The sequence below is a fragment of the Mesorhizobium sp. B2-8-1 genome (genome assembly GCF_006440955.1).
GTDB lineage: Bacteria > Pseudomonadota > Alphaproteobacteria > Rhizobiales > Rhizobiaceae > Mesorhizobium.
The window spans coordinates 333,845-350,379 of the sequence record NZ_VFTX01000001.1; the positions used below are offsets into that span (position 1 = coordinate 333,845).

General features: G+C 64.1%; 16 protein-coding genes. 13 read left to right on the top strand and 3 right to left on the bottom strand.

The genetic code is table 11. The features are described 5' to 3' along the window. Nucleotides 1–9 precede the first annotated feature (9 nt). From FJ428_RS01670 to FJ428_RS01715, 10 genes are all read left to right on the top strand, one after another. Nucleotides 10–867 (top strand): carbohydrate ABC transporter permease, encoded by an 858-nt coding sequence (locus FJ428_RS01670; protein ID WP_140497759.1) that lies wholly within the window; start codon nucleotides 10–12, stop codon nucleotides 865–867. Between the two features lie 4 nt (nucleotides 868–871). Beyond that, entirely contained in the window at nucleotides 872–1,990 is a 1,119-nt protein-coding gene (locus tag FJ428_RS01675; RefSeq protein ID WP_140497761.1) for an ABC transporter ATP-binding protein, read from the top strand. Then, the gene (locus FJ428_RS01680) at nucleotides 1,987–3,111 is read left to right on the top strand and encodes an ABC transporter ATP-binding protein (RefSeq protein ID WP_140497763.1); all 1,125 of its coding nucleotides are present in this window, start codon (nucleotides 1,987–1,989) and stop codon (nucleotides 3,109–3,111) included. Before FJ428_RS01675 ends, FJ428_RS01680 begins: the two co-directional genes overlap by 4 nt. Continuing rightward, nucleotides 3,111–4,664, top strand: a complete 1,554-nt coding sequence (locus FJ428_RS01685; protein ID WP_140818399.1) for an FGGY-family carbohydrate kinase — start codon at nucleotides 3,111–3,113, stop codon at nucleotides 4,662–4,664. The genes FJ428_RS01680 and FJ428_RS01685 overlap by 1 nt, the downstream gene beginning before the upstream one ends. A gap of 10 nt (nucleotides 4,665–4,674) precedes the next feature. Continuing rightward, nucleotides 4,675–5,715 (top strand): 2-hydroxyacid dehydrogenase, encoded by a 1,041-nt coding sequence (locus FJ428_RS01690; protein WP_140672564.1) that lies wholly within the window; start codon nucleotides 4,675–4,677, stop codon nucleotides 5,713–5,715. A gap of 45 nt (nucleotides 5,716–5,760) precedes the next feature. After that, nucleotides 5,761–7,278: a glycerol-3-phosphate dehydrogenase gene (locus FJ428_RS01695; protein WP_140497769.1), complete on the top strand. Its 1,518-nt coding sequence runs from the start codon at nucleotides 5,761–5,763 to the stop codon at nucleotides 7,276–7,278. 48 nt (nucleotides 7,279–7,326) lie between these two features. Continuing rightward, nucleotides 7,327–8,268 carry a TIM barrel protein gene (locus FJ428_RS01700; protein WP_140559302.1) on the top strand — a complete coding sequence of 314 codons (942 nt, stop codon included), beginning with the start codon at nucleotides 7,327–7,329 and terminating at the stop codon, nucleotides 8,266–8,268. A gap of 226 nt (nucleotides 8,269–8,494) precedes the next feature. After that, nucleotides 8,495–9,328 (top strand): transporter substrate-binding domain-containing protein, encoded by an 834-nt coding sequence (locus FJ428_RS01705; RefSeq protein WP_181167181.1) that lies wholly within the window; start codon nucleotides 8,495–8,497, stop codon nucleotides 9,326–9,328. Nucleotides 9,329–9,330: 2 nt separating this feature from the next. Next, nucleotides 9,331–10,692, top strand: a complete 1,362-nt coding sequence (locus tag FJ428_RS01710) for a cation:dicarboxylase symporter family transporter (protein WP_140818397.1) — start codon at nucleotides 9,331–9,333, stop codon at nucleotides 10,690–10,692. Next, nucleotides 10,689–11,483 carry an amino acid racemase gene (locus FJ428_RS01715; protein WP_140663172.1) on the top strand — a complete coding sequence of 265 codons (795 nt, stop codon included), beginning with the start codon at nucleotides 10,689–10,691 and terminating at the stop codon, nucleotides 11,481–11,483. The genes FJ428_RS01710 and FJ428_RS01715 overlap by 4 nt, the downstream gene beginning before the upstream one ends. 21 nt (nucleotides 11,484–11,504) lie before the next feature. Here FJ428_RS01715 and fba read toward each other — a convergent pair whose 3' ends face one another. Next, a complete protein-coding gene (fba, locus tag FJ428_RS01720; protein WP_140663169.1) occupies nucleotides 11,505–12,569 on the bottom strand; it encodes a class II fructose-bisphosphate aldolase in 1,065 nt (354 codons plus the stop codon). Between the two features lie 263 nt (nucleotides 12,570–12,832). On the opposite strand from fba, the gene FJ428_RS01725 reads away from it, so the two are divergent. The 3 genes from FJ428_RS01725 to FJ428_RS01735 are packed head-to-tail and all read left to right on the top strand — an operon-like array spanning nucleotide 12,833 to nucleotide 14,858. Beyond that, nucleotides 12,833–13,603 (top strand): DeoR/GlpR family DNA-binding transcription regulator, encoded by a 771-nt coding sequence (locus FJ428_RS01725; protein ID WP_140663166.1) that lies wholly within the window; start codon nucleotides 12,833–12,835, stop codon nucleotides 13,601–13,603. A gap of 18 nt (nucleotides 13,604–13,621) precedes the next feature. Continuing rightward, the gene (locus FJ428_RS01730; protein WP_140663164.1) at nucleotides 13,622–14,380 is read left to right on the top strand and encodes a triose-phosphate isomerase; all 759 of its coding nucleotides are present in this window, start codon (nucleotides 13,622–13,624) and stop codon (nucleotides 14,378–14,380) included. A gap of 34 nt (nucleotides 14,381–14,414) precedes the next feature. Next, on the top strand, nucleotides 14,415–14,858 hold the full coding sequence (locus tag FJ428_RS01735; RefSeq protein ID WP_140520892.1) for an RpiB/LacA/LacB family sugar-phosphate isomerase: 444 nt from the start codon (nucleotides 14,415–14,417) through the stop codon (nucleotides 14,856–14,858). On the opposite strand, the gene dhaL is transcribed toward FJ428_RS01735, so the two are convergent. After that, entirely contained in the window at nucleotides 14,855–15,490 is a 636-nt protein-coding gene (gene dhaL, locus FJ428_RS01740; RefSeq protein ID WP_181167182.1) for a dihydroxyacetone kinase subunit DhaL, read from the bottom strand. The two genes, FJ428_RS01735 and dhaL, sit on opposite strands and share 4 nt — an antisense overlap. Before the next feature lie 10 nt (nucleotides 15,491–15,500). After that, nucleotides 15,501–16,508 carry a dihydroxyacetone kinase subunit DhaK gene (locus FJ428_RS01745; protein ID WP_140878820.1) on the bottom strand — a complete coding sequence of 336 codons (1,008 nt, stop codon included), beginning with the start codon at nucleotides 16,506–16,508 and terminating at the stop codon, nucleotides 15,501–15,503. Nucleotides 16,509–16,535: the final 27 nt, after the last annotated feature.

Below are 16,535 nucleotides of genomic sequence, written 5' to 3' on the forward strand. Positions count from 1 at the left end.
GAGCCAGCCATGGAACACACCTCCTTGCTTGAACGCACCCTGCGCGGCGCGGCACTCACGCTGGTCGTGATCTTCTTCATGTTCCCGATCGTCTGGATCCTGATGATGTCGTTCCAGACCAACGAGACCATCCTGCGCATTCCGCCGCAGCTGGTCTTCGAGCCGACGCTTGCCAATTACACAGCGCTGATCACCGGCAAGCTGACGACCGCCGCCGGCACGCTCGACATCGCCTTCATGCGCAACCTGTGGAATTCGGTGTTCCTGTCGGTGACCTCGGTGGCGGTCTCGCTGCTGCTCGGCGTCCCGGCGGCCTACGCCTTCGCTCGGCACAAGTTCCGCGGTTCGGAGGACATCGCCTTCACGCTGCTGTCGTTCAGGTTCGCGCCGGCCCTGCTGGTGCTGTTGCCGCTCACGCTCTATTTCCAGAAGCTCGGGCTGGCCAACACCTATATCGGGCTGATCTGGGTCTACCAGCTGATCTGCCTGCCGCTGATCCTGTGGATCGTGCGCGGCTATTTCGAGGATATTCCGGCCGACATCGAATATGCCTATCGCATCGGCGGCCATTCCTGGTTTGCCACCTTCCGCAAGATCGCGCTGCCGCTCGCCGGCCCCGGCATCGCCGCTGCCGGCCTGCTTGCCTTCATCTTCGCCTGGAACAATTTCGTCTTCGCGCTGGTGCTGGCCTCGGCCGACAAGCAGCCGGTGACGGTCGGCGCGCTCGCCTTCATCACCTCCTCGGGCATCCAGTACGGCCAGATCTCGGCGGCCATCGTCCTGTCGATCACGCCGACGCTGGCGCTCGCCCTCTATGCACAGCGCTATCTGGTCGAAGGCCTGTCGCTCGGCGCGGTGAAGGGGTAGTTCCATGGCCAGCCTCGAACTCAGAAACCTCGTCAAGCGCTACAAGAGCCAGACCGTGCTCGACAATCTTTCGCTGACCGTCGCTGACGGTGAGACGCTGGTCCTGTTCGGACCCTCCGGCGCCGGCAAGACGGTGCTGCTGCGCCTCGTCGCCGGCGTCATCGACCCCGACGAAGGCAAGATCCTCATCGGCGGCGAGGACATGACCGACGTCGACGCCGAATTCCGTGGCGTCGGCATGGCGTTCCAGAATTTCGCGCTGTTTCCGCATATGAGCGCATTCGACAACATCGCGACGCCGCTGGAGGCCAAGCGGTCGTCGCAGGGCGCGATCAAGGCCGGCGTCGAGAGCGTCGCCAAGCTGTTGAAGATCGCCCATGTGCTCTCCCACAAGCCGCGTGCGCTCTCCAATGGCCAGAAGCAGCGCACCGCGCTTGCCCGTGCGCTGGTCGGCTCGCCACCGCTGCTGCTGCTCGACGATCCCTTGCGCAATGTCGATGCCAAGCTGCGTTTCGAGATGCGTCTCGAACTGCCGCGCCTGCTAGCCGACCGCGGCGCCACCGTCGTCTACGTCACCCAGGATTATAAGGAAGCCATGGCGCTCGGCGACCGCATCGCGGTGATGTCGCAAGGCGTCATCAGCCAGCTCGGCACGCCCGAACAGATCTATCGCGAGCCGGCCAACATCGAGATCGCGCGGCTGTTCGGCGACCCGACCATCAACCTGCTCGACGTCAAGCCGGCGCTTGGCGCCAAGGGAATCCATGTCGCCCTGTCGAATGTGCAGGTCCATCTCGGCGGGGCTCCCGAGACCGCGGTCGGCCGCGACTGCATCATCGGGCTCAGGCCGGAAGCACTGCATTTCGTCGGAGAAAATGAACCCGGCGCCATTCCGGTGACGGTCGAGGCCGAAACCCCGCTCAACGAAAAGATCGTCACGCTGGTGCGCACGTTGCGCGGCCGCGAGATCCTGGTTTCGCGGCCGGCCGGAACACCGGGCCGCAGCGAAGGCAAGGCCCACATTGCCGTCGACGGCAAGAGCGCCCTGTTGTTCGATCGCGCCGGCGGCGAGCGCATCGGCTCGAAGAATGTCGTCAGTTTGCGCAACGGAGAAGCCGCATGAGCGCGAGCGCACTCACCATTTCCGGGGTCGACAAATTCTATGGCCCGATCGACCGGGGCGTCCACGCCGTCAAGAAGCTGACGATGGAGATCGGCAAGGGCGAGATCGTGGCGCTGCTCGGTTCGTCCGGCTGCGGCAAGACCTCGACGCTGCGCATGATCGCCGGCTTCGAGGAGGTGTCGCGCGGCGCGATCTCGGTCGCCGGCCGCCAGGTGCACACGCTGCCGCCGGTCAGGCGTAACGTGGCGATGGCCTTCGAGGGCTATTCGCTCTACCCGCCGCTGACGGTGCGCGAGAACATGGCCTTCGCGCTCAAGGCGGCCCGGCTGCCCAGAAGCGAGGTCGAGGCCAGGGTCGCCAGCATCGCCAAGCTGCTCGAGATCGAGGATATATTGGAGCGTTACCCAAGCTCTATCTCCGGCGGCCAGCAGCAGCGCGCCAGCCTCGGCCGGGCGCTGATCCGCGACGCCGATTTGCATCTGCTGGACGAGCCGATGGGGCAGCTCGAACCGCAGCTGCGTGCCGTGCTGCGCGGCCGCATCAAGCATTTCATCAAGGAGCGCGGCTTGACCGCGATCCTGGTCACGCACGACCAGACCGAGGCCAATGCGCTTGCCGACCGCATCGCGGTGATGGAAGGCGGCGTGCTGCAGCAGTTCGATACGCCGGACAGGATCAAGGAGCGTCCGGCGAACCTGTTCACCGGCACCTTCGTTGGCGAGCCGCCGATGAACGTCTTCGAGGCCTATGTCGGCGCCACCGCCGGCCGCATCAATCTCAGGCTTCCCGACGGGCTGTCGCTGGACTACGACAAGGACGCCTTCAGCGCTCCGGTCCGCGACCAGCTGCTCAGCCGCGAGCGGGTGGTCATCGGCATCAGGCCTTATGCGGTGCGGCGCTCGAAGGAGGGTGTTCCCGCCAGGGTCTCGGCCAACCAGTGGCTTGGCGACCAGACCCATATCGCGGCCGATTTCGCCGGCGGCTCGCTGGTCCTGGTCGAGCACGACCGCACCCGGCTGGACCTTGGCGCGCCGATCAATGTCAGCATCGACCCGAAGAACCTGCATGTCTTCGACCAGGCGAGCGGCGAGGCCATTTCGCACGGCATGGAGCTCGCCTGATGCGTGATCTCTTGATCGGTATCGACGCCGGTACTTCCGTCATCAAGTCCATCGCCTTCGACACGAAAGGCCGGCAGATCGCCGCCGCGGCAACGCCGAACCATTACGAGACGCGGCCGGGCGGCGGCGCCGAACAGGATCTTGCGCGCACATGGGCGGATGCGGCGGCGACCTTGCGCCAGCTCGCCGAGAAAGTGCCCGATCTCGCCGGCCGGACCATCGCCATCGCGGTGACCGGGCAGGGCGACGGCACCTGGCTGATCGACGGCAAGGGCGAGCCGGTGGCGAAGGGCTGGCTCTGGCTCGACGCGCGCGCCGCCGGCGTCGTCGAGGAGATCCGCGCGCGGCCCGAGGACCGGCTGCGCTTCGAAAAGACCGGCAGCGGGCTCGCCGCCTGCCAGCAGGGCTCGCAGTTCGTGTTCATGAAGCGCAACATGCCTGAAATGCTCGACAAGGCGGCGACGGCGTTTCACTGCAAGGACTGGCTCTATTTCAAGCTGACCGGCGAGCGCGCCACCGACCCCTCCGAGGGAACCTTCACCTTTGGCGATTTCCGCACCCGCGACTATAGCGAGGATGTGCTCGACGTGCTCGGCGTCGCCGACCTCAGGCATTTGCTACCGCCGGTCACAGACGGCACCAGGCACAGCGCCGGTCTGTCGCAGGCGGCGGCCGCCGCCACCGGCATACTTGCCGGCACGCCGGTCGTGCTCGGCTATGTCGACGTCGTCTGCACCGCGCTTGGCGCCGGCCTGCTCGACCGCGAGCGCAAGCCCGGCTGCACCATCATCGGTTCCACTGGCATGCATATGCGGCTGGCCGAGACGCCGGACGACGTGCAACTGAACGAGGCGGCAACCGGCTACACCATGGCCATGCCGGCGCCCGGCGTGTTCGCGCAGATGCAGTCCAACATGGCGGCGACCCTCAACATCGACTGGGTGCTTGGGCTCGCTTCCGGCATCCTCGCTTCGCAAGGCATCACCCGCAGCAATGGCGAGATGATCGCGCTCGTCGACACCTGGATCGCCGCCTCGCAGCCCGCCTCGCTGCTCTACCAGCCCTATGTGTCCGAGGCCGGCGAGCGGGGGCCGTTCGTCGATGCCAATGCCAGGGCCGGCTTCGTCGGCATATCCTCGCGCCACGGCTATGCCGACCTGGTGCGCGCCGTCTTCGAGGGATTGGCCTTCGCCGCGCGCGATTGCTACGCCGCCATGGGGCCATTGCCGCGCGAGATCCGGCTGACCGGAGGCGCCGCCCGAAGCCCGGCGCTGCGCAAGATCCTCGGAGCCGCCGTCGGCGCAGACATCCGCACCAGCCAGCGCGAGGAGGCCGGGGCGGCCGGCGCGGCGATGATAGCCGCGGTCTGCGTCGGCCTGTACAAGTCGATGGACGAATGCGTCACGGAATGGGTGACGCCGCTGCTTGGCGAGGCGGAGCCGAGTGATAGGGACCTCGCCGCGATCTACGACAGGATGACCCCGTCCTACATGTTGGCGCACCAGGCGCTGCGGCCGGTCTGGCGCGCGATGGCTTCGGTGCAGGCAAATTGAGAAGTCGAGTATGCCCAGGAAAATAGCGATCATTGGCGACAACTTCATGCTTCCGGAGGTGTTTCGCGCCAAAATCGAGAAGGTCGCGAGCGGTGACCTCGATGTCAGGACATTGCAGACCGCCTGGCCCGACGAGCCGATGGAATTCGGCGATCCGGCGCTCGGCCTCGACAAGGTCAAGGAGTATTTCGGCCGTCCCGACGAGGTCGTCGAGTTCATTGGCGACGCCGAGATCCTCGTCACCCAGCTTGCACCATTGTCGGAGGGCATGATGCGCCGCCTGCCGGCCCTGAAGCTGGTCGCGGTGTCGCGCGGCGGCCCGATCAACATCGACATGGAAGCGGCGCGCGCGCATGGCATCACCGTCGTCAACGTGCCCGGCCGCAACGCGACCGCCGTGGCCGAATTCACCATCGGCGCCATATTGGCCGAAACGCGGCTGATCCGGGTCGGCCACGAAGCGCTGCGCAGGGGCGAATGGCGCGGCGATCTCTACCGCGCCGACCGCACCGGCCGCGAGCTTAGCGAGATGACGGTCGGCGTCGTCGGTTACGGCAATATCGGAACAAAGGTAGTCAGGCTGCTGCGCGCTTTCGGCTGCCACGTTCTGGTCAGCGACCCCTATGTGCAGTTGAGCGCAGAGGACCGCAACGCCGGCGTCGAACTGGTCGCGCTTGACGATCTCCTATCCCGCTCCGACGTGGTCACGCTGCATTCGCGGGTGACGCCGGAGACGCGCGGCCTGATCGGCAAGGACACCATCGCGCGGATGAAACCCGGCGTGATCTTCGTCAACACGGCGCGCGGGCCGCTGGTCGACTATGACGCACTCTATGAGGCGCTTGTTTCAGGCCAGATCGCCAGCGCCATGCTGGAGACGTTCGCGGTCGAGCCTGTGCCGTCGGACTGGCCCTTGCTGCGGCTCCCCAACGTGACGCTGACGCCGCATATCGCCGGCGCCTCGGTGCGCACCGTGACCTATGCGGCCGAGCAGGCCGCCGAGGAAGTGCGCCGCTATATCGCCGGGCTGCCTCCGGTCAATCCGTGCTGAGGCGGCAGCCATGGTGTGTAAATCCGGCAGCGAGATCGTGACGAGATGAGCGGCGGACCCGAAATCGTCGACCTTTTCGTCATCGGCGGCGGCGTCAACGGCGCCGGCATAGCCCGCGATGCGGCAGGCCGCGGCCTCTCCGTCATCCTGTGCGAAAAGGACGATCTGGCGGAAGGCACCAGTTCGCGATCGGGCAAGCTCGTCCATGGCGGCCTGCGCTACCTCGAATATTACGAGTTCCGCCTGGTGCGCGAGGCGCTGATCGAGCGCGAGGTACTCCTGGAATCGGCACCGCACATCATCTGGCCGATGCGCTTCGTGCTGCCGCACAGTCCTGACGACCGGCCGGCCTGGCTGGTGCGGCTCGGCCTGTTCCTCTACGACCATCTCGGCGGCCGCAAGCGGCTGCCGGCCACCCGCACGCTCGACCTGCGCACCGCGCCCGAGGGCGCGCCGATCAAGGACGAGTTCAAGCGCGGTTTCGAATATTCCGATTGCTGGGTCGACGACGCCCGTCTCGTGCTGATCAATGCGCTGGATGCGCGCGAGCGCGGAGCGAAGATCTTCACCCGAACCGCCTGCACCGCCGCCCGCCGGGAAGGCGGCCTCTGGTCGGTGGAGATGCGCGACGGCAAGACCGGCGTGAAAACCACCGTGCGAGCGCGGGCGCTGGTCAATGCCGCTGGCCCTTGGGTCAACGACATCATCAACCGCGTTGCTGGCCAGAACTCGACGCGCAATGTCCGCCTGGTCAAGGGCAGCCATATCGTCGTGCCCAAATTCTGGGAGGGCCGCCAAGCTTACCTCATCCAGAACAGCGACAAGCGGGTGATCTTCATCAATCCTTATCAGGGCGATCTCGCCTTGATCGGCACCACCGACATTCCCTATGACGGCCGACCCGAGGACGTGGCGGCGGATGAGAGCGAGATCGAATACCTGATCAGGGTGGTCAACCGCTATTTCAAGCGCGGCCTCGCGCGCGGCGATGTCGTCTATTCGTTCTCCGGCGTCAGGCCGCTCTATGACGACAATGCCGACAACCCGAGCGCCGTGACCCGCGACTATATTTTCGAACTCGACGCGCCGGATGCTGAGGCGCCGCTGCTGTCCGTCTTCGGCGGCAAGATCACCACCTTCCGCAAGCTCGCCGAGCATGCGCTGGACAGGATCGCTCCGTTCTTCCCCCGGATGGGCAAGCCCTGGACGGCGAAGGCCCATCTGCCTGGCGGCGACATCGCCAATGCCGATTTCGAACAGTTTCTAGGCGATCTCGGGCGGGAGTATCCATGGATGCCTGCATCGCTGCTCAAGCACTACGGCCGGCTCTACGGCACCAGGACACGTCTTCTGGTCGGCGCGGCCCGTTCGCTCGCGGAACTCGGGCGATGCTTCGGCAAGGATTTCTTCGAGCGCGAGGCCAGTTACCTGTTCGAGCAGGAATGGGCTGAGACACCGGCCGACATTCTCGAACGGCGCACCAAGCACGGCCTGCATCTTTCCGCCGAGGAGAGATCGGCTTTCGAACACTGGTGCGCGAGCCGGCTGGCGAGGGCAGGGTGATGGCAATCATCGCCAATGTAGCGCGAAAGGGCTGAGAGGATCGCGATCGTGGCATTCACGCTCTCCCTCAACACCAATCCGCTGGTCAACCGCTTTGCCGAGCCTGACGACCTGGTCGATACCATCGCCTACGACATCGGCATCAGGGACATTCAGCTCACGCATGAATTCGTCAATCCGGGCTGGCCGGCGGCGACGATCGTGAAATTCGTCCGCCTGTTTCGTGGCGCACTCTCCCGCACGGGCGTGCGCGTGACCTCGGGCATGACCGGTCCTTACGGCCGGCTCAACCATTTCGGCCATCCAGACGCGGATGTGCGCCGCTACTATGTCGGCTGGTTCAAGACCTTTGCCGACATCTCGGCCGAGCTTGGCGCCGGCGGCATGGGTACCCAATTCGCGATCTTCACCCATCGCGATTATGATGATCCCGCGCGCCGCGCGCGCCTGTTCGACATTGCACTGGAATGCTGGCGCGAGGTCGCCGAACACGCCCGCGCGGCCGGGCTTAACTACCTGTTCTGGGAGCCGATGTCGGTCGGCCGCGAGTTCGGCCACACGATCGAGAATTGCAGGCTGCTGCAGAATGCGATCGACGCGGCCGGCATGGCCATTCCGCTGGAGATGATGGTCGACATCGACCATGGCGACGTCACCTCCAGCAACCCGGCCGATATCGATCCCTATGCCTGGGCCGAGGCTTTCCCCAGGAAGTCGCCGATCATCCACATCAAGCAATCGTCGATGAACAAGGGTGGCCATTGGCCGTTCACCGCGGCTCACAACAGGGACGGCCGCATCACGCCTGAAAAGCTGCTGGAGACTGTGCGGCGCGGCGGCGGCACCGACAACGAGATCTGCCTCGAACTGTCGTTTCGCGAGCGCGAACCGGTCGACCACCAGGTGGTCGCCATGATCCGCGAATCGGTCGACTACTGGGCGCCCTTTATCGACACGGGCAGGCCTGACCTGCTGCCGAAAAACGGGTAGAGGTCGGAGTGGGGAGCCGATGCCACTCGCGCTGTTGACGTCCAACCGGTTGGCCCGCCAGCGAAGCAACCAGATGACATATTAGATAATGCGAGTATTGCGGCAGCCTGCGCTGCTGATTGCTATAAAAGTACAATGCGAAAGATACTTTTGTTTAACTTCGCCATGCATACTGCGAATTGGTCCGATTTGTTGTCCGGCTTCCCTCGCGAACTAGAGAATCCGCATGTCGGTTACACGTCGCACGCTGCTCACGGCCGGAAGCGTCGGCTTGCTGGTCGCGCAAGCTCGGGCGGCCAACACTCCAGGACAGCAGGCGGAGATCGCTCCCGTCATCAGCGACAATGCGCTGCGCATTGCGATGCCGGCCTTTGCCTCCGATCCATTTTTCCCGGCCGATGGATCGGGGGACAGCGGCATAGACATGGAACTGGCCCGCGGCATAGCAGCGGAGCTTGGCGTCGAGCCGGTGTTCGACCGATCCGCCGCAACGTTCGACGGCATGGTGAAACAGCTGACTTCCGGCCAGGCGGACATAGCCATCGGCAAGCTCAGCCGAACCCTTCGCCGTGGCCGCTCAATCCTCTATTCCCGGCCCTATGCCATGCTGCACCAAGGCCTCATCGCCAATCGCCTCAACCTGGCGCGCATCGCGCAAGGCAAACCACCCGAGCAGATCATCCGCGATTTCTCGGGCGATCTCGGCGTGATCGAGGGCTCTTCATTCGCAACCTATGCGGCGACGACCTTCCCGCATGCACAAGTTCATCGTTTTGCAGGCTGGGACATGGTTGTCGATGCGATCCGCGATGGGACGATCGACATGGCGTATCGCGACGATTTCGAGATCAAGAAGCTGATGGTCGACGATCCGTCGATGACGGTCGCCGCGCGCTCGATCACGCTGACCGACAAGGTAGACACGATCGCAATCGGTGTGCGACCGGACAATCCGCATCTCGCGGCGTTTATCGACCTTTACCTCGATCTCGCGCGCGGTCAGCAGGTTCTCAACACTGACGAGATCATCGCGCGCTACCGGTTGGGGAGCAAAGCCTGACGATGGCCGTCACGGAAGCAGCCGGACCCTTGGCTTTCGATTGGCGCCTGGCGGCGAGGCGCATATTGCGCTCGCCCGCGACGACGATTGCGATGATCGGGGCGGGAATCCTTTGCGGCCTCTATTATCCAGCATTTGCCCATGCGATCAGCCCTGTGGCGCAGCTCTACCTGAATTTCCTCAAGATGGTCGTCCTGCCCTACTTGGTCTCGTCGGTCATCTTCTCGATCATGTCGATGGTTCAGGATCCGAACTCGGTCCGTTACCTTGGCCGGGTGGGTATGGCGGTGCTGGTCGTGTCGTTCCTGAGCGTATTGGTGAGTGGCACCTACTCGCTTGTCCTTCAGCCGGGCCAGATCGAGAATCCTCAATCGCGCATCGAGCTTGGCGAGTTCATCAATTCGCAGGGTAGCGTATCCACCGATCTCGCATTCCCCTATCAACCGCCACCCAATGAAGGCTCCGACAACGGGCATTCGATACTGCTCGATCTTGTGCCGAACAACGTCTTCAGCGCGCTGGCCTCCGGTCAAACCATCCAGGTCCTGCTGTTCTGCCTGCTTTTCGGGCTCGCGATGGGCAAGATTCCCCAGCCTTCGTCCATGAGCCTGTCTCAGGCGCTGAACGCGGTTTACCGGGCCTGCACGGTCCTTACCAACTGGTTCATCTGGGGATTGCCGTTTGCAACCTTCATCCTGATCGCGGATCAGACCGCGTCGACCGGAACCAAGCCGCTCACGCTGATGGGCGGTTATCTGCTGGTGATGGGTCTTTCCTGCCTCACATTCATCGCCGGCGCATTTGGCGTTATCGCCATCCGCTCTCGGCGAAGCTACTGGGCCACGATCAAGACCTGTCAGCCCCTTCTCATGGTAGCCATCACCACGCGCTCTACCGTCGCCTCGCTTCCGTGGGTCATAAACCTGCTGAGCGAGCGTCTGCGGTTCAGCCTCGTGGTCGTCGAACTGCTCGTGCCGCTGCAGGCGGCACTGCTGCGGACAGGCCCGGCGCTGCTTTACACGTCTGGTGTTCTTTTCATCGCTCAGCTCTACGGCCGTCCGCTGGCAATCCCCGACCTCCTGCTCGTCGGCATCACCTCGGCGCTTCTCGCGCTCACGACCGGCGGCATGGGCAGCCTGCTCATCCTGTCCCAGATGTCGATCGTCTGTGGCTACTTGAAGATTCCCTTCGAGGCGGCTTTCGCCCTGTTCGTCGCCGTCGACGCGGCCGTCGACACGTTCATGACGCTGTCCAGCGTCTGCACCGTGGCGGCGAGCACCGCAATGATCGCGCCCAGCCACAGGGAGACAATGCAGCCTGTCGAAGCGGCGTCGGAACAGCTCGAAGCCGAGCCCGCTCGATGATCGACCATGGCATCAGCCTCCAGCTCGGCGTCATTGGCGGCCTCGGGCCGTTGGCATCGGCTGACTTCTACTTCAAGCTGACCCGAATGACCCAGGCGTTCCGGGACAATGAGCATGTGCCCGCCGTCATCCTCAGCGTGCCACAGCTGCCTGACAGGACCGAGGCGATCCTTGCCGGCCATGACGGTCCGCTGGCGTCTTTGAAAGCCGCGGTCTCGACGCTCAATGCGCTCGGCGTTGCCTGTATCGCGATGCCGTGCAACACCGCCCATCATTGGTATGAGCAGTTGGCGGCGAGCTCGCAGGCGCGGATCATCCATATCGCCGACGCGGTCGTAGCTGAAACCCATCGTAGCCTGGGCCGAGGCAACAAGGTTACGATCCTCGCCACGCAGGGCACGCTGGTCTCCGGCTTCTATCGGGACAGGATGTCGGCGGCGGGATTTGAGCTCTGCTTTCCCGCCGTCACGGAATTCCAGGGCCGCGTCGATAGCGCGATCGGCCTGGTCAAGGGTGGTTCGATCGCGGAGGCGGCGAGCGAAACTGAGCGCGCGCTTGAAATCGCGCGATCGGCCGGCGCCGATACGGCCGTTCTCGGCTGCACCGAACTGTCGGTGGTGGCCGCCAGCCTCAACCCTACGAACGGATTGGTCGTCATCGACAGCAATGCAGCCTTGGCGCGAGCCTGTTTGACACGGTTGGGCTTCGCCGCGCAGGACGTTCCGCGACCTCGGCCGGTGTTCTCATCCCGCAAAGAGCTGGAGCGGTTCGGCGGTTCTATCCAACACTGAACCGCTCCGGGAATTGGTCGTTTAGCCGAATTTCGGATCGAGGCTGCCCGCTTTGTAACGCTTGGCCATTTCCGAGACCGGCAGCGGCTTGATCTTCGGCGCGTTGCCGGCGGTGCCGAACTGCTCGAAACGCTCCTTGCACAGCTTCCTCATCGCCGCCATCGCCGGCGTCAGATATTTGCGCGGGTCGAATTCCGAGGGATTTTCCATCAGCACCTTGCGGATCGCGCCGGTCAGCGCCATGCGGTTGTCGGTGTCGATGTTGATCTTGCGCACGCCATGCTTGATTCCGCGCTGGATCTCTTCCACCGGCACGCCCCAGGTCGGCTTCATCTGCCCGCCATATTTGTTGATGATCTCCTGCAGATCCTCCGGCACCGAGGACGAACCATGCATGACCAAGTGCATGTTCGGCAGGCGGCGGTGGATTTCCTCGATGACGTTCATCGCCAGCACCGCGCCATCCGGCTTGCGCGAGAATTTATAGGCGCCGTGGCTGGTGCCCATGGCAACCGCCAGCGCGTCGACATGGGTGTCGCGCACGAACTGCTCGGCCTGCACCGGATCGGTGAGCAATTGGTCGTGGCTGATCGCGCCTTCGATGCCGTGGCCGTCCTCCTGTTCGCCGCCGCCGCTCTCCAGCGAGCCCAGCACGCCGATCTCGCCCTCGACCGAAACGCCGCCCCAATGCGCCATGTCGACGACGCGCTTGGTGATGCCCGAATTATAGGCGTAGTCGGCCGGCGACTTGCCGTCCTCCTTGAGTGATCCATCCATCATTACCGAGGTGAAACCATGCTGGATCGCGGTGACGCAGGTAGCCTCGTTGTTGCCGTGGTCGAGGTGCATGCAGACCGGGATGTCGGGATGGATCTCGACCAGCGCATCGATCAGCTTGGCCAGCACCACGTCATTGGCATAGGCACGCGCACCGCGGCTTGCCTGCAGGATGACCGGCGACTTGGTCTCCTCCGCAGCCTCCATGATGGCGAGGCCCTGTTCCATGTTGTTCATGTTGAAGGCCGGCACGCCATAGCCGTATTCGGCGGCGTGATCGAGCAATTGTCTCAGTGTGATGCGAGCCAACGAATAGTCTCCCGTATCTGGTTTCGAACCTGTGGTTGCGGGCTGTCCGTGCATCGTCCAGCCCACCGATGCTTCTGGCCGGATTTCTGTGCAACCGCAACCGTCAGACACCGTCCCGGCAGCAATTCTTGTTACAGGGTCGTGATGAAAGCCACGGGAATATCCCAGGAAAATATCTCATTATAACAAAAATCATGATAGTTTCAGGAAGAAATATGTTATCTTGTCAAGGAGCCAGCGCCGGTTGGCGGATAACGGCAGCAATGAAGAGCGACAGCAGACGTCAAGCCATCATGGACTTTCTGATGGACGTCGGCGCGGCGAGCGTCGACGATCTTGCCTCACGCTTTGGCGTCTCCAGGATGACGGTGCATCGTGATCTCGACGACCTTGAGGAGAGCGGTTTCCTGCGCAAGGTGCGTGGCGGCGCTTCGATCCAGCCGAGCGGTCTCTTCGAAAGCGATTTTCGCTACCGGCAAAAGCAGGCGACTGCGGAAAAGCAGCGCCTTGCGGCGGCCGCCGTGGCGATGATCGAACCCGGCCAGACTGTCATCATCGACGACGGCTCGACGGCTGGCGGCATCGCACGGCATCTCGCCGATTTCAGGCCGCTGACGGTGATCTCCAACAATCTGGCCGTCATCCAGGACCTGGCCGGCGCCGGGGGCATCGACCTGATTGCGCTCGGCGGCCAGTATAGCAAAAAGTTCCACGGCTTCTTCGGACTGCTTGCCGAGGCTTCGCTGAGATCGCTGCGCGCGGACGTCGCCTTCCTGTCGTCATCGGCTATCCACGGCGCCTCCGCTTTCCACCAGGACCAGGAGGTGGTGCAGATCAAGCGGCTGATGATGGAAGCAGCGACCCGCAAATATCTGCTGGTTGATCACGGCAAGTTCGGCCGCACGGCGCTGCATTTCCTGACCGAACTCGAGGCGTTCGATGCCGTCTTCACCGGTCGCGCGCCTGAGCCCGGAATGCGCGCCGCACTGGATGCCGCCGGCGTTTCGCTGACGGTGGTCGCCAACAAGGATTGAGGATCAAGGAGCGCAGGCGTGGTTTATTGGGTCGGTACAAGCTGGAAGATGAACAAGACGCTCGCCGAGGCGCTGGATTTCGCCGGGGCATTGGCCGGCTTCGTGCCAGGCTTCGACGAGCGCATCCAGCCTTTCGTCATCCCGCCGTTCACGGCGGTGCGCGAGGTCAAGCAGGCGCTGTCGTCGACGCGGGTCAAGGTCGGTGCCCAGAACATGCACTGGGCCGATGCCGGCGCCTGGACCGGCGAGATCTCGCCGCTGATGCTGAGCGACTGCGGCCTCGATCTGGTCGAACTCGGCCACAGCGAACGGCGCGAGCATTTCGGCGAAACCGATCGCACCGTCGGTCTGAAGACGGCGGCCGCCGTCAAGCACGGACTGATACCGCTGATCTGCGTCGGCGAGACGCTGGCGGAGCGCGAAAACGGCAAGGCGGATGCGGTGTTGACCGGCCAGGTCGAGGGTGCGCTGCTGTTCCTCGAAGGCGAGGCGAAGGCGGCAAAAATCCTGTTTGCCTATGAGCCGGTCTGGGCGATCGGCGACAAGGGTATTCCGGCCAGCTCCGTCTATGCCGAAAAACAGCAGGCGCTGATCAAGAAAGTGGCCGGCGGCCTGCTGCCGTCCATCCCGCCGGTGCTCTATGGCGGCAGCGTCAATCCCGGCAACGCGGCCGAGCTGATCGGCCAGCCCAGCATCGATGGCCTCTTTATCGGCCGCTCGGCTTGGCAGGTGGAGGGCTATGTCGACATCCTCAGGCGCGCCTCGGCGGTGATCTGAACGAACGAAATCTCATTCAAGGAAGGATACGACCATGAAAATAGCCATTGGAGCCGACAGCGCCGGCAAGCCGCTGCTCGATGTCATCGCCGCACATTTGGCGACGAAGCCCGGACTTGCCGTCAGCGATCTCAGCCAGGCCGGCTTTTATGCCGACCTGTCACAAAAGCTCGCGCAGACGATCATCGACGGCGAGAACGACCGCGGCATCCTGTTCTGCGGCACCGGCATCGGCGTCTCGATCTCGGCCAACAAGGTGCCTGGCATCCGGGCGGCACTCACCCACGACACCTATTCCGCCGAGCGCGCGGCCAAATCCAACAACGCGCAGATCATCACCATGGGCGCCCGCGTCATCGGCCCGGAACTCGCCAAGGCGATCGTCGATACCTGGTTGGCCTCGGAGTTCGACGAGAAGGGCCCGTCGGCCGGCAATGTCCAGGCGATCAACAAGCTCGATGAAGCGAAGCAGGCCTAAGCCAGGCTTTCGCGCAACGCCTCGATGACGGTCACAGCCGAGGCGGCACCGGGGTCGATATGGCCGAGCGAGCGTTCGCCGAGCCGCGAGGAGCGGCCCTTGGCGGCGATCATGTCCTTGGTCGCCTCGGCCCCCCGGCGCGCCGCGTTCACTGCCGCATCAAGGCTTTCGGCAAGGCCTTTTCCCGCCGCATTGCTGGCGCCGGCTGCTTCCGCCGCCGGCAGCCAGGCGTCGATCATCGTCTTCTCGCCGATCTCGGCCTTGCCGCGATCGCGCATGCCTTGCGCCATCGCCTGGAACAGCGCGACGACATCCGCATCCGCCAGCGTGGTCTTGCCCTTGACGGCAGCGGCGGCGCGCATGAAGGCGGTGGCATAGAGCGGGCCAGACGACGCACCGACCGCGTTGAGGAACGATTTAGCCGCCATGTTGAGAAGCGCCGTCGGCTCGGTCGCCGCCAGGTCGAGTGGCGCCAGCGCGTCGCGCACTGCGTTGAAGCCGAGCGCCATGGCGATACCGTGATCGGCGTCGCCGATGACGCCGTCGAGGTGGCAGAGCCGGTCCTTGTCGGCTTCGATCGCCACCGCGATCGCATCGAACATTCTCTTCAGGTCAGCGCTATCGATGCTCACGGATCACTCCTCAGCCGGCACGGAACATGGCGCAGTCGCACGGATGGTCGAGCATGGTCTGCAACTCGCCATCAAGATGGAACAGCGTCACCGAGGCGCCGGCCATTTCGAGCGACGTGCAGTAATTGCCGACCCAGGTCGCATGGATGGAAACGCCGATGTCGTCGAGACGCTGCTTGACACGACGGTTCATGATGTAGAGCTCCATCAACGGTGTCGAGCCCAGCGAATTGACCAGCACCGCAACCTTGTCGCCAGGCGAAGGCGCCATCTCGGCGAGGATCTTGTCCAGCATCTCGTCGGTGATCTCGTTGGCGGTCCCGAGCTTGCCGCGCGCGATGCCCGGCTCGCCATGGATGCCCATGCCGATCTCCATCTCGTCGGCGCCGATCTCGAAATTCGGCCGCCGGGTCTGCGGCAGCGAGCAGGGCGACAGCGCCACGCCCATGGTGAAGGTGTGATCGTTGGCCTTGCGCGCGATGCGCTCGCATTCGTCGAAGGAGAGCATGCGGTCACAGGCCGCGCCGGCCGCCTTGAAGACGAAGAAATTGCCGGCGACGCCGCGACGCTTCTGCCGCTGGTCGCGCGGTGCCGAGGCGACATCGTCGGTGGTCAGCACCGTGCGCACCTCGATATCGTCCATGGCGGCCATTTCGGCCGCCATGTCGAAATTCATCACGTCCCCGGCATAGTTGCCGTACGTGAACAGGACGCCGGCGCCGCCGTTCGCCGCCTTGGCGCATTCAAGGATGGGATCGGGTGGCGGCGAGGCAAAGACATTGCCGATCGCCGCCGCGTCCGCCAGGCCCTTGCCGACAAAACCGAGAAAGGTCGGCTCATGGCCCGAGCCGCCGCCGACGACGAGCCCGACCTTGCCGGGACGCGGTCCGTTGCGGGCGATGATCGAGCGCGGGTTGCCGTCCACGCTCCTGAGATGGCTGGGATGCGCGGCCAGAATCCCCTCTAGCATCTCGTCGACGGCACGGTTGCCGTCATTGATGATCTTCTTGGTCTGCACCGGCATCCTCCCGAACTCGGCATTTTC

Coding starts and splice junctions, on each gene's coding strand:
- FJ428_RS01670 (WP_140497759.1), top strand. CDS start 10: ATGGAACACACCTCCTTGCTTGAACGCACCCTGCGCGGCGCGGCACTC.
- FJ428_RS01675 (WP_140497761.1), top strand. CDS start 872: ATGGCCAGCCTCGAACTCAGAAACCTCGTCAAGCGCTACAAGAGCCAG.
- FJ428_RS01680 (WP_140497763.1), top strand. CDS start 1,987: ATGAGCGCGAGCGCACTCACCATTTCCGGGGTCGACAAATTCTATGGC.
- FJ428_RS01685 (WP_140818399.1), top strand. CDS start 3,111: ATGCGTGATCTCTTGATCGGTATCGACGCCGGTACTTCCGTCATCAAG.
- FJ428_RS01690 (WP_140672564.1), top strand. CDS start 4,675: ATGCCCAGGAAAATAGCGATCATTGGCGACAACTTCATGCTTCCGGAG.
- FJ428_RS01695 (WP_140497769.1), top strand. CDS start 5,761: ATGAGCGGCGGACCCGAAATCGTCGACCTTTTCGTCATCGGCGGCGGC.
- FJ428_RS01705 (WP_181167181.1), top strand. CDS start 8,495: ATGTCGGTTACACGTCGCACGCTGCTCACGGCCGGAAGCGTCGGCTTG.
- FJ428_RS01710 (WP_140818397.1), top strand. CDS start 9,331: ATGGCCGTCACGGAAGCAGCCGGACCCTTGGCTTTCGATTGGCGCCTG.
- FJ428_RS01715 (WP_140663172.1), top strand. CDS start 10,689: ATGATCGACCATGGCATCAGCCTCCAGCTCGGCGTCATTGGCGGCCTC.
- FJ428_RS01725 (WP_140663166.1), top strand. CDS start 12,833: ATGAAGAGCGACAGCAGACGTCAAGCCATCATGGACTTTCTGATGGAC.
- FJ428_RS01735 (WP_140520892.1), top strand. CDS start 14,415: ATGAAAATAGCCATTGGAGCCGACAGCGCCGGCAAGCCGCTGCTCGAT.